Origin of the sequence: Autumnicola lenta (assembly GCF_031846515.1) — a bacterium.
Lineage (GTDB): Bacteria > Bacteroidota > Bacteroidia > Flavobacteriales > Flavobacteriaceae > Autumnicola > Autumnicola lenta.
In genome coordinates, this window is record NZ_JAVRHO010000012.1 from 45127 (window position 1) to 58275 (window position 13149).

Here is a 13149-nt window from a genome sequence, read left to right on the forward strand (position 1 = left end):
GGTACATAAGCAAACTTCTATTGAAAAAGCTGATTATTCTAAATCGAAGCAAGGGCAGCGTTTGCATCGCTTGCCTTTTTTATAGCTCTCGCAGCACTTCTTCTTTAAGGCTTTCGGCTTCTTTGCCACTACCCCATCAATCTTTAAATACTCCTCAGACTTTTTTGAGTAAAAAATGATGATGCTAAATAAAGGTGTAAGACGAGTCTTCATATTTTTAAAGTTATCGCAAAATGGGCAATTTTCGGGTTAAATCTACTTTAAAGTATTTATATATTTTATAAATCCCTTTCCACCTGTTACTTTTGCAAAAACTAAGATTTTATGATAGAGAAGATAAATAACAGCCTGAAACCAAAAACAGAACAGCTTTTAAATCATTCTTTATATAAAAAAGTTAATTCTCCACAGCAGCTTCGGGTTTTTATGGAACACCATGTATTTGCAGTATGGGATTTTATGTCGCTGCTTACTGCGCTACAGGAAAAACTTACCAAAACCACGCAACCGTGGTTTCCAGTAGGTGACCCGGAGATAAGATATTTAATTAATGAAATTGTACTTGCTGAAGATACCGATGTAAACCTGGAAGGAAAACATCAAAGCCACTTTGAAATGTACCTGGAAGCAATGGCCTCTGCCGGTGCAGATACAAAAAAGATAGAAGATTTTCTTCTCCAGGTTAACCACGGCACAGATATCTTTCTAATTATAGCAGCCAGTAAAATACCGCTAAGTATAAAGCAGTTTCTTAAAAATACTTTTGATGTAATTTCTGAAGGAAAACCGCACAACATTGCTGCTGCTTTTACCTTTGGAAGAGAAGGCCTCATCCCCGCGATGTTTTCTTCAATTATTGAAAATGTTCAAAGAAATTTTCCAGAAAATGACCTAAGGCTGTTCAAGTATTATTTTGACAGGCATATTGAACTTGATGGTGACGAACATGGTCCCATGGCTTTTAAAATGATAGAAAAGCTCTGCGGAAATGATGCTGAAAAATGGCAGGAAGCTCAACAAACTGCTGAAAATGCACTTTCCAGCCGAATTGAACTATGGAATGGAATAGAAGAAGTCATCTCAGAAAAAACAGATTCTGAAAACCTGCAAAGAGTTTAATAATACAAGCTTTTGAGTCTATGCCTGAAAATGGCAATTTTCGTCCTAATATTTTTCACCTCACGGAAAATAAATCAGACCTCACAGGTTTTAAAAACCTGTGAGGTCTGGGTGTTTAAAGGGTTTAAGCCGATGTCTAAAAATGGCAATTTCCGTCCAACAGCGTGAGACAGGTCTCGCTCAAAATGACTACAAGTTTGTCCAAAAAGACCATTCCGGCAACAGTATCCCGATAATTGGCAAATTCCGGATTAAACTTTTAAAATTCCTCTAGTTTGACTCGGGGGCAAGCTTTACCTCCAGCCCGTCCAGTTCTTCTGTAATTGGAATCTGGCAGCTTAAACGGCTGTTCGACTCCACAAAAAATGCCTGATCCAGCATATCTTCCTCTTCTATACTTTGCTCTGGCAGCATGTGCTCCAGATTAAGAATATAGCACTGGCAGGACGCGCACATAGCCATACCGCCGCAAATTCCAATAGTACCCTCGGGTGCAAGCTCGTAAGAGCGAACTACCTCCATAAGGTTCATATTCATATCTGTAGGGGCATCTACCAAATGTGCTTCCCCTTCGCGGTCGATAATTGTGATTTTAATATCAGACATAGTGTAAGTAAAAAAGATCTTGATCGTGTTTAAAAATGATAAGCTGAAACAACCACTTCTAAATTGAAGCAGGAAGTTTCAGCTAATTTCGATCAAAACAAGCTTATAATTTATATTCATTTATTCAAATCCAACTTATTCTGAAATCATTCATTTTCATTTTAATGAAAATAATATTCAAAACAAGCATTGATATTTTCTCCTGAATCCGTAATTTCTTCCGAAGGATAATCCAGCTTCAGCTACAAAATTAATGCTCTACATTAATTACCTGCTCAATTTGCGGCACGTATTTTTTAATGGTCATTTCCACACCAGATTTAAGCGTCATGGTATTTACAGAACAACCCACGCATGCACCTTCCAGCTGCACCCTTACCAGACGGTCATCTTCAATGGAAACTAAAGAGATATCCCCTCCATCGCTTTCAAGAAACGGACGGATCTCGGCCAAAGCCTTTTCTACGTTTATTTTAACTTCTTCGCTCGTCATCTATTTCTTATTAACTGCACTACATCCCGCCATTGTGGTAATCTTAACAGCTTCGGTTGCCGGCAGATTTTCATTTCTTTTCACAGTCTCCTCGACCATATTCCTGGTGATCTCTTTAAAAGCTTCTTCCAGAGGAGTACCTTCCTGCAAAGCGGCAGGGCGGCCAATATCCCCGGACTCTCTAAGGCTCTGCACCAATGGAACTTCTCCCAAAAACCGAACCTGTAAATCTTCAGCAAGGTTTTTTGCTCCCTCCCTACCAAAGATATAATATTTATTTTCAGGCAGCTCTTCCGGAGTGAAATAAGCCATATTTTCCACTATACCCAATACAGGTACATTTATACTCTCCTGCTGAAACATTGCCACTCCCCGCTTGGCATCTGCCAGGGCCATATTTTGCGGCGTACTTACCACAACAGCCCCGGTAATAGGCAACGACTGCATTATGGAAAGATGAATATCACCCGTTCCCGGTGGAAGATCTACTAAAAGAAAATCCAGTTCTCCCCACGCGGCGTCAAAAATCATCTGGTTAAGTGCTTTGGCAGCCATTGGCCCTCTCCATACCACAGCCTGGTTTGGCTGCGTAAAAAAACCTATGGATAATATTTTAACTCCATAATTTTCTATGGGTTTCATTTTCGATTTACCATCTACATTAACAGACAAAGGTCTTTCGGTTTCTACATCGAACATCATTGGCGTAGACGGCCCGTAAATATCTGCATCAAGAATTCCCACATTAAAGCCCATTTTTGAAAGCGTAACAGCCAGGTTTGCAGTTACCGTAGATTTTCCAACTCCTCCTTTTCCTGAAGCAACAGCTATAATATTTTTTATACCGGGAATAGGTTTTCCTTTAATCTCCGGTTTTTTCTTCTCCTGAGCTTCAACTTTAATATTCACTTTTACTTTGGCTTTCTCATAAACCTGCTCGTGAATAGCTTTTAAAATATCAACCTCGGCCCGCTTTTTTATATGAAGTGCAGGTGTGGCAAGAACTAAATCCACAACCACCTCATCACCAAAAATCATAATGTTTTGCACTGCACCGGCCTCTACCATGTTCTTGCCTTCTCCGGCTACAGAAATGGTCTCCAGTGCTTTTAAAATATCTTTCTTCTTCAATACCACAACAACAATGTTTTTTTCAGCAGAAAAAATTTCAATTCTTCACGTTCTTCCGGAAGAATTAAAACTTCTGAAAATTAATTGATCCAATAGCTCTTATATAGATCGATTCTAAACGCAAATATAGGTTGAAAACCTAAGAAAACGAAGCAATTGACTATAATTGATTTTTCAATTTAAAAGACCCTGCGAGTCAATATTAAGCAGCTATTCCTGCTCTTTCAGCTCTTTTACAGGATCCCAGAAATACCTCTTAAAATCCTGAATTTTAAGATCTTTCACGATCACCCCTTCCTCCTCCAAAAGCTGCTGCATGGCGTGAGTGCCGCTAAAGTGGCTTTTCCCCGTTAAAAGTCCGTTTCTGTTTACCACCCGATGTGCGGGGACATCTGGTTTTTCTTTCGAAGCATTCATAGCCCAGCCCACCATCCTGGCGCTTTGTGGTGAGCCCAAATATCGAGCAATAGCACCATAGGAAGTTACTTTTCCATGCGGAATTTGAGCGGCCACACGATATACTTTCTCAAAAAAACCGGAATCTTTTGTCATGAACTGTAGATTCTAAATAAGGTAATTACGATTAGCACAAGCATGAGGAGTGCCATAAAGTAATTGGAAAACCGGGAGAAAGATTCTGTTTTGCTTTCAATTTTATTGAAAAACAGCACATATAAATAAAGGCTGGTAAAAGTTCCCATGGCACCGGCCATTGCAAACGAGAGAATCTTAAGCCAATCGTAAGATACTCCCACGCCAACATTTAGTGCTCCTGCAATTGCGACAAAATAAGGAATGGGAAAAACATTGAGAACTGCTATAAACATTCCTTTAAAAATACTGTTGCTATTTGCCTTTTCAGAACGCTGTTGGATGCCTTCTTTTTGTTTGGCTTTCACGAAAAAGTAAATCCCCAGGATAATAAAGATTACCAGGCCGGCCCTTAATAAAATATTCTGAACAAAAGGATTGGAAAAAATATAATTTGCCAAAAGCACAGCAATAAACGCCTGGAGAAGGACAATAAAAGAAGCACCCACTGCAACATACATTCCGTTTCTCTTACCACGCTCCACGCAGGTTTTGGCGACCGTCATATTAACCAAACCAGGCGGGATCACCCCCAGAAAAGCGGCGAAATATGTGATGAGAAAAAGTCTTGCCTCTTCCAATTATTTTATCTTAAACTTAATGTAAGTAATCGGTTTTCCTTTTTCAAGATACTGCTTTTCATAGAAAGTCTGGATTTCCCGTACTTCCTTTGGAGAATATTCGTTTTTATAAATATCGTGATGTGCATAAATAACTTCATGACCCTCACCGTGCAGAAGCCCCAGGGTGTAGCCATGCATAAACTCACTGTCGGTCTTCAGGTTTACGAGTCCGTCGTCTTTTAAAATCTGTTTATACTTCTGGAGAAATTCAGAATTTGTAAGGCGGTGTTTGGTCCTTTTATACTTTATCTGTGGATCTGGAAAAGTGATCCAGATTTCGCTCACTTCATTTTCAGCAAAAACGTGGGTAATAAGCTCTATCTGAGTGCGCAGAAAAGCAACATTTTGCAGATTCTCCTCCAAAGCAGTTTTTGCTCCCCGCCAAAAACGCGCGCCTTTAATGTCTATTCCTATAAAATTGGCATCGGGGTTTTGTTGCGCAAGACCAACGCTGTATTCACCCTTTCCGCAACCTAATTCCAGTATTATAGGTTTATCATTGTTAAAAAATTCATTCCATCTTCCTTTCCATTTAAAATCTTCATTAGTAAGTTCTTCTCTTGACGGCTGAATAACATTCGAAAATTCTTCATTTTGCCTGAAACGTTTAAGCTTATTTTTACTTCCCACGTGATTATTTAATATTTTGGTAAAATTAAAGAAAATAGACCACAGCCCGATAAGATTATATTTGGAAATGCGAAAGAAACGAATTTTAGTCGCACCGTTGAATTGGGGTTTAGGCCATGCCTCTCGTTGCGTACCCATTATTAAAGGCCTGGAACAGGAAAATTTTGAGCCTGTTTTAGCTTCAGATGGAAATGCACTGTCACTTCTTCAAAAGGAATTTCCGCATTTAAAATCCTTTGAACTTCCTTCCTATAAAATTGAATATGCCAAAAACGGGAGCAATTTTAAATTGAAGATGATGTGGGACAGCCCAAGAATCTTAAAAGCCATTAAAGCTGAAAAAAAGATCACAAAGAAGCTGGTGGAAGAACTTAATTTAGAGGGTATAATTTCAGACAATCGCTTTGGAGTGAGATACAAACACTTAAAATGTGTGTTTATCACCCACCAATTAAATGTTCTAAGCGGAACCACCACCTATTTCAGTAGCAAAATCCACCAAAAGTATATAAAGAAGTTCGATGAATGCTGGATTCCCGACGCTAAAGGAAGAAAAAACCTCAGCGGCATCCTTGGCCATCTTAATAAGATAAATGAGAACATAAAATACATTGGTCCTCTAAGCAGATTCGAGAAAAAGGACCTGCCAAAGGTTTATGATTATCTTATTTTGCTTTCCGGACCTGAACCGCAACGGACGATACTGGAAGAATTACTACTAAAAGAATTTGCAGAAAGTAAAGCGAAAATTTTATTGATAAGGGGGGTTATTGAAGAAAAAGATCAACCCTCTAAAATGGCAAATATCGACATTGAGAATTACAGGTATGGAAGAGATCTTGAAGATGCGGTTAATTCTTCTGAAGTTGTTATTTGCAGATCGGGTTATACCTCCATTTTAGACCTGGCAAAATTGGAGAAAAAAGCCTTTTTCATTCCCACACCCGGCCAGTTTGAACAGGAATACCTCGCAGAAAGACTCATGAATCTTGGGATAGCTCCATCGTGTAGCCAGAGCGACTTTACACTTGAGAAGCTGCAGGAAAGCAATAATTTTAAAGGACTAAAGGATATCGGCTTCGCTGACAGTTTCAGGGAGTTCTTCGCTCTTTTCTAGAGTAAAGGAAAATTCACTTCCCACGCCGAATACACTCTCTACGTATATCTTTTCCTCGTGGGCTTCAATAATATGCTTTACAATAGCTAATCCAAGACCTGATCCACCTTCTTTTCTGGAACCGCTTTTATCCACCCGATAGAAACGCTCAAATAACCGCGGAATATTTGCTTTAGCAATACCTTCCCCATTATCGGTCACTCTCACTATAACTTTGTTTTTTATAAGGTTTTCTATAGTAATTTCGGTAGTTCCGTCCTTCTTTCCGTATTTAATAGAATTAACCACAAGATTTGTAAGTACCTGCTGGATTCTCTCCCTGTCTCCGTAAACGTAAATTGACTTTTGATATTCGATATCAAAAGTGAGGGTAATATTTTTTTTTGCTGCCTTCATTTCCAGCAGGTCAAAAGTATTTTGAACAAGTTCCACAATATTAAAATCCTCCATTTGCAAGTGCAGATCCCCTACTTCCAGCTTGCTAATCATATCGAGATCCTTGACAATATATATTAGCCTTTCCACACCTTTACTAGCCCGATTAAGGTATTTCTTCCTTACAGCTTTGTCTTTCATCGCCCCATCAAGTAAAGTAAGAATATACCCCTGAACGGTAAAGAGAGGAGTTTTTAATTCGTGGGAAACATTACCCATAAATTCTTTTCTGTAGCCTTCCCTTATTTTAAGGGCTTCAATTTCGAGCTTCTTTGTTTCAGCAAATTTTTCTACCTCTCTGGTAAGGGTCACCATGTCTGTGGTCACCTGGCTGGGCCGCAGTGTAGTTGAATCTAACAAAGAAACATTGTCGTAAATCTTTTTAATACGACGGTAAATGAAGTATTCTACCCGCTGCTGAATGATAAAGAATGAGAAAATATACGTTGCAAATAAAAAGAAAAGAAAAGGCATCCACAGCAAAACGTCCATATAATACAAAAAACCAGCCAGTAGAAACCCTACAAAAATAGTGATGTAGAGCGATGTCTTTATTGCAAATTTATATGAACGTCTAAATTTATTTGCCATTAAACTACAAACTTATATCCTACCCCTTTTACGGTTTTAAAACTATCATCACCAATTTTTTCCCGAAGCTTCCTTATATGCACATCTATGGTTCTGCCCCCGACGACGACATCATTTCCCCATATTTTATCCATAATATCTTCCCGTTTAAAAACTTTTCCCGGTTTGGAAGCCAGAAGAGACAGCAATTCAAATTCTTTGCGGGGCAGGAGCATTTCCTCATTGTTCTTTATGACCTTATACTCCTCCCTGTTTATTGTAAGATCGCCAATTTTTACAATACTGGCATTAGAAGTATCATCTTTAAACCTTCTTAATAGCGCCTTTACTTTACTGGTAAGTACTTTTGGTTTAATGGGCTTTGTTATGTAATCATCGGCACCCGCGTCAAACCCTGCCATCTGCGAATAATCTTCACCGCGGGCAGTAAGAAAGGTAATGATAGTATCTTCAAGTTCCGGAATTTTTCTAATTTTCTCGCAAGCTTCAATACCATCCATTCCCGGCATCATCACATCCAGGATGATAAGCTGCGGATTTTTTTTCTTCGCAAGTTTCACACCATCAGCACCATTATCTGCCGTAATAACTTTATATCCTTCAGAAGAAAGATTATAGTTTACTATTTCCAGGATATCCGGTTCATCGTCTACTAAAAGGATACAGATGTCTTTTTTCTTCATGTTACTAAGTAGTTAAGATAAATTTTTGAGTAAAAATACAGATAAATTTCATTTTAAGATTCAGTCAACTCATTGGTAACCTTTAACTAACCTTATCATCATAAACGATTAATATGAGGTTAACTCTATGTTTACATACCTGCTCTTTATTTGCGGCATAGAATTAAACATAGTAATGAAACAAATTTTCACTTTTTTCACAGTATGCTTTTTATTAACGCTGCCGATGCTGGCACAGGAAGAAACTGGCTCCATCGCAGGCAAATTATCAGACAAGGAAATGAATGGAGAGCCCTTACCATTCGCAAATGTAGTAATTAAGGGTACATCAAAAGGAACCAATACAGATTTTGATGGTCTTTATGTCTTAAATAATCTTCAACCGGGAACATATACCGTAGAATTCAGTTTTGTAGGATATGAAACTCTGGAAGTTCCCAATGTAGAGGTAATCTCTGGTAAGGTAACCGAGGTAAATACTGGATTAGGTTCCAGCGCCGCTGCCCTTGACGAAGTACTAATTACCACAGTTTCCAGAAGAGATTCTGAAGTTGCCCTTTTACTGGAGCAAAAAGGTGCCATGCAAATTAAAGAAAGTATCGGGGCTCAGGAACTGGCGAAGTTAGGAGTATCTGATGTTGCCACGGCTACCACAAAAATCTCCGGCGTCACCACTAGTGAGGCTTCAGGGGATTTGTTTGTAAGAGGTTTGGGAGATCGCTATTTATATACCACTTTAAATAATCTTCCTATTCCCTCAGATGATGTGGAGCGCAAAAATATTGACCTCGGGTTATTTCCTACCCGTGTGGTACAGAGTGTAGGCATAAGTAAGACCTATTCCGCAGAGAATTCAGCAGATCAGGCTTCAGGAACTGTCAATATCGACTCCAGAGAATTAAGAGGAACAGAGGAATTTGATCTTGGATTTCGTGTTGGCGCCAACACCAATGCTGTGGGAGAATTTAATAACTTCAAAGTTTCTCCAAACCAGGACGATGTATTCTTGGGATTTTATAATCAAAGCATCCCAACAGAATACTCTATAAACAATCAAAGTTGGGATCCACAAACAGATCCTTTTCCTGTAAACCAGAGGTATGCTTTAACTGCCGGAAAGAAGTTTGGTGAAAACCTGAAAATTCTTCTAACCGGATCTCAATCTATTAACTACGAATACAGCAGCGGATTATTTAGAGAGTATAGAAACAATAACCTTTATGATTATTTTTCTGATACTGAAAATTTTCAGAAAACCATAAATACTACCGGACTGCTGGATTTAGGTTATGAAATAAACGAAAATAACAACCTTAAAGTCACCAGTCTTTTTATCAACAAAATTACCGATGAAATATATGAAGCTGGCCGTAACGCAGAGGGAGTCATATTCGAAGAAACTGCTCCGGCCGAAAATCTCAACCAGTTTGTGCGTGACCAGAATATCAAACAAACAAGGCTATGGGTAAATCAGCTTCACGGGGACCACAGCCTTTCAGAAATGAATACTCTGGAATGGGCAGTAGGATATAATATGGTAACTGCCGATGAGCCTAACCGTATTCGGAATGAGTTAAATATAAATGAGGAAGGTTTTGTTCAGTTCGGCAGAATGGGTGGTTTTCAGCAACGAAAATCGACTCAGGAAATTGATGATAATGAATTAAACGCTTTAATTACAGATCAAATTACCTTTGTAAAGAGCGACACTACAAACAACAATGTGTTTCTACAGTTTGGTGGGAATTACAGGAACAAAGACAGGGATTTTTACTCCAGATTTTTTGGAGCTGAAGAGAACGGACTAAACACCGTTAACCCTTCTTCTATAGATAACCTCACCAGCGCATTCTCTACTGAAAACTTTAGAAATGGTAATCTTGATTTAAACAGATTAAATCCTGACCTCTATCAGGCCACGCTGGAATCCTATTCCGGGTTTGCAACTTTTAATTACGGTATCGGCAAGTGGAATCTAAATGTTGGTGCTAGATATCAAAAAGATAACCTGGATGTGGTCTTTGACGTAAACAATTTTCCTTCCAACCAGCCTAATTATTCCTTTCAGGAGTATGACAATATTTATCCAAGCCTGAACATTAAATTTTCTCCAAATGAAAATTCAAATATTAGGTTGGCTGCAAGCAAGACCATTACACTTCCGGAGTTTAAGGAAATTGCTCCTTTTGAGTATGTCTCACAATTGGGACAAATCACCAGAGGTAATCCGGACCTGGAAGCTTCAAAAAACCTCAACCTGGATGTTAAGTATGAATTATTTCCTGACAACGGCCAGTTAATTTCCCTTACGGGCTTTTATAAAAAAATTAAAAATCCTATTAATAAAGTTCAGGACAGAGGTGCTGCAGGAGTTTTCTCCTATTTTAATGCAGGAGATGAAGCTAACATCTATGGACTGGAACTGGAAACCAAAATTAATATCATAGAGAATGAAGAACCGGAAGGACTAGATTTTGATGTTGCCTTTAATATTTCCAGAACATGGCACGAACAGGATCTAAAAAATGTTTACAACAGCGAAGGAGATTTTGTAAGAACTTTCCAGTATAACAATAACACCGAAATTGGACTTCAGGGTGCATCTGACTGGATTTTTAATGGTTCTCTTAATTTCTCTACTGAGTCAGAGAACCCATTCCGCGCTTCTGTTGTTGGCTACTATGCTTCAGATAAAATTTTTGCACTTGGAGCTCCTGAAGTACAAACCCAAACAGATGTTTTCTATAACGATGAAATTATTGAAAAAGGCTTCGTTGTCCTGGATGCCGTACTAACTCAGGATCTTGGTGAGCACTGGGATATCCAGTTCCGTGGACAGAATCTTCTTAATCCTGATATTGAAAGGGTACAGAACATAAAACCAAGTTCAACGGGAATCGAAAGCACACAAACTGTTCGTTCCTATACACGAGGTGCAGTATTAAGTCTTGGTGTAAACTATTCTTTTTAATTAACAAAAACCACTAACAATCTAAACCTTAAAAATTGAAAAACATGAAAAACTTAAGTAGCCGATTTTTGCTGATTATGGCAATAGTCCTGAGCCTTGGAATTACAGGGTGTAGTAATGATGACAATGAAATCGAATTAATTGACGACGAGCCGGGAGGAGGACCTGATGGTATAACACTAAATGGTTCCCTGCAGGAAGACCGCACCCTCGATGCCAGCGAAACCTATTCTCTTACCGGCGTTTACTCTGTAGAATCTGGCGCAACACTTACTATACCTGCCGGAACAAAGATTGTAGCTGATGCCGACCTGGATGACAGTGATGAGACCAACGTGTACATTGTAGTACAAAAAGGCGGAATGATAGATATCCAGGGAACAGCTTCTGCACCCGTGGTAATGTCTGCTGCGAATGGCCAACCAGGAAGCTGGGGTGGACTTATCATTGCCGGTAATGCCGAAACTACTGCCGGCACAGATGCTACTGCAGAAGTTGGAGGAATTATCTACGGTGGGACAGACTCCAGTGATAATTCCGGATCTATTAATTATCTTGTCCTTTCTGATGCCGGAGCACAAATAAATGTGAATTCCCAGTTTAATGGTCTTTCTCTTTATGCAGTAGGTTCAGGCACAGAAATTACTAATGTTGCATTAATTGATGGTGCAGACGACGGTATAGAGTTTTTTGGAGGATCAGTTTCTGCAAGTAACATTTACCTGGAAAACAATCAGGATGATGCGTTAGACTGGACAGAAGGATGGAATGGATCTGCAAGCAACGTCTATGTACTAAATAATGATGCGAATTTTTCTACCGCCATTGAAGCAGACGGAGTAAATAATAATCCGACTATAGAAAATTTCACTGCCGTTTCCACTGTAGGAGGGACTGCCCTTCAATTCAAAGCACAATCTGGGGCAACTATTACAGGACTTTCCCTTTCAGGATATGATACTGCTGTAGACATTCCGGAAGCGGGAAGAACAGACCTTTCAGGGATTAAGCTTAATGGTGCTACTGCAGATTTAGAGATGGATTATACTGAAGAAGCAACTGTTGCTGCAAGCGATTTCGACTGGGTAAGTAACAGAGGTCAGGTTTCTGTAATTCCTTCCACAATTTCTTCAGATTTTTCTTTAGACGCTAATACGCAATATGTAATTAACAACCGTGTTTCTGTAGAAGAAGGAGCAACTTTTACAATTCCTGCAGGAACAAGAATTGTTGCCAGGAGCGGCGCTGCCGAAGAAGGCGAAGAAACTGCAGAACCAACAGAAATTTATATCGTGATCCAGCAGGGAGCAATGATAGACATCCAGGGAACTGAGGAGAATCCCGTGGTAATGTCTTCTACTTCTGGTAAAGCCGGAAGCTGGGGAGGTCTTGTTATTGCCGGTAATGCCGAAACTACCGCAGGTACAGATGCTACTGCTGAAGTAGGAGGTATTATCTATGGCGGAAACGATCCAGAAGATAACTCAGGATCTATAAGCTACCTTATTCTTTCCGATGCCGGAGCACAGATTAATGTAGATTCCCAGTACAACGGCCTTTCACTTTATGCCGTAGGATCTGAAACAACTATTGAAAATATCGCTGTTCTCAATGGAGCCGATGACGGAATTGAATTCTTTGGAGGATCGGTTTCTGCATCCAATCTTTACCTGGAAAATAATCAGGACGATGCTGTAGACTGGACTGAAGGCTGGAACGGTGGTGTAAGCAATGTCTACGTATCTAGCACAGATGCTAATTTTTCCACTGCTATAGAAGCCGATGGCGTAAATAACAATCCAACCATTGAAAACTTCACTGCGGTATCTACTGTAGGTGGAACTGCATTGCAGTTTAAAGCCCTGTCTGGTGCTACTATCACTGGACTTTCTCTCTCAGGATATGATACAAATATCGATATTGCTGAAGACGAAAGAACTGATCTTTCCGGGATCCAAATAGAAGGTGCAGATGCTGATACAGAAACTGCTTACGATGCAGAATCTACTGTAGATCCAGGAATTTTTGACTGGATGGAAGGGAACTTATAATATTTGAATTAGCTGCAAATATTGAACAGATTCTAGATTTAAAGGCCGCTAAAAAAGCGGCCTTTTTCTGTTAAAATTATTAACCTATTTAGGGTATTTTTATGGCAG

General features: G+C 39.4%; 12 protein-coding genes. 4 read left to right on the forward strand and 8 right to left on the reverse strand.

What is annotated here, in order from left to right; all coding sequences use genetic code 11:
- The first annotated feature begins 324 nt into the window (after positions 1–324).
- Positions 325–1119, forward strand: coding sequence for a DUF3050 domain-containing protein (locus RM545_RS09850; RefSeq protein WP_311495154.1), 795 nt, complete (start codon positions 325–327; stop codon positions 1117–1119).
- Positions 1120–1389: 270 nt separating this feature from the next.
- Here the strand turns inward: RM545_RS09850 and RM545_RS09855 are convergent, their stop codons facing one another.
- The 6 genes from RM545_RS09855 to trmB form a co-directional block, all read right to left on the reverse strand.
- Complete coding sequence (locus RM545_RS09855; protein ID WP_311495155.1) at positions 1390–1725, reverse strand: 2Fe-2S iron-sulfur cluster-binding protein; 336 nt, start codon at positions 1723–1725, stop codon at positions 1390–1392.
- 250 nt (positions 1726–1975) lie between these two features.
- Positions 1976–2218 carry a NifU family protein gene (locus RM545_RS09860; protein WP_311495156.1) on the reverse strand — a complete coding sequence of 81 codons (243 nt, stop codon included), beginning with the start codon at positions 2216–2218 and terminating at the stop codon, positions 1976–1978.
- Positions 2219–3355: an Mrp/NBP35 family ATP-binding protein gene (locus RM545_RS09865; RefSeq protein WP_311495157.1), complete on the reverse strand. Its 1137-nt coding sequence runs from the start codon at positions 3353–3355 to the stop codon at positions 2219–2221.
- A 204-nt stretch (positions 3356–3559) separates the two neighbouring features.
- Positions 3560–3901 (reverse strand): MGMT family protein, encoded by a 342-nt coding sequence (locus tag RM545_RS09870; protein WP_311495158.1) that lies wholly within the window; start codon positions 3899–3901, stop codon positions 3560–3562.
- Complete coding sequence (locus tag RM545_RS09875) at positions 3898–4521, reverse strand: LysE family translocator (RefSeq protein ID WP_311495159.1); 624 nt, start codon at positions 4519–4521, stop codon at positions 3898–3900. The genes RM545_RS09870 and RM545_RS09875 overlap by 4 nt, the downstream gene beginning before the upstream one ends.
- Positions 4522–5193 (reverse strand): tRNA (guanosine(46)-N7)-methyltransferase TrmB, encoded by a 672-nt coding sequence (gene trmB / locus RM545_RS09880; protein WP_311495160.1) that lies wholly within the window; start codon positions 5191–5193, stop codon positions 4522–4524. It lies immediately after the preceding gene.
- Between the two features lie 67 nt (positions 5194–5260).
- Here trmB and RM545_RS09885 point away from each other — a divergent pair, with 67 nt between their 5' ends.
- Positions 5261–6310, forward strand: a complete 1050-nt coding sequence (locus tag RM545_RS09885; RefSeq protein ID WP_311495161.1) for a glycosyltransferase — start codon at positions 5261–5263, stop codon at positions 6308–6310.
- On the opposite strand, the gene RM545_RS09890 is transcribed toward RM545_RS09885, so the two are convergent.
- Entirely contained in the window at positions 6257–7336 is a 1080-nt protein-coding gene (locus RM545_RS09890) for a sensor histidine kinase (protein ID WP_311495162.1), read from the reverse strand. The genes RM545_RS09885 and RM545_RS09890 overlap by 54 nt on opposite strands.
- Complete coding sequence (locus RM545_RS09895) at positions 7336–8019, reverse strand: response regulator transcription factor (RefSeq protein ID WP_311495163.1); 684 nt, start codon at positions 8017–8019, stop codon at positions 7336–7338. Before RM545_RS09895 ends, RM545_RS09890 begins: the two co-directional genes overlap by 1 nt.
- 175 nt (positions 8020–8194) lie before the next feature.
- On the opposite strand from RM545_RS09895, the gene RM545_RS09900 reads away from it, so the two are divergent.
- Together RM545_RS09900 and RM545_RS09905 are read left to right on the forward strand one after the other, a co-directional pair.
- Positions 8195–10990: a TonB-dependent receptor gene (locus RM545_RS09900; RefSeq protein ID WP_311495164.1), complete on the forward strand. Its 2796-nt coding sequence runs from the start codon at positions 8195–8197 to the stop codon at positions 10988–10990.
- 44 nt (positions 10991–11034) lie between these two features.
- Positions 11035–13041: a hypothetical protein gene (locus RM545_RS09905; RefSeq protein ID WP_311495165.1), complete on the forward strand. Its 2007-nt coding sequence runs from the start codon at positions 11035–11037 to the stop codon at positions 13039–13041.
- Positions 13042–13149 lie beyond the last annotated feature (108 nt).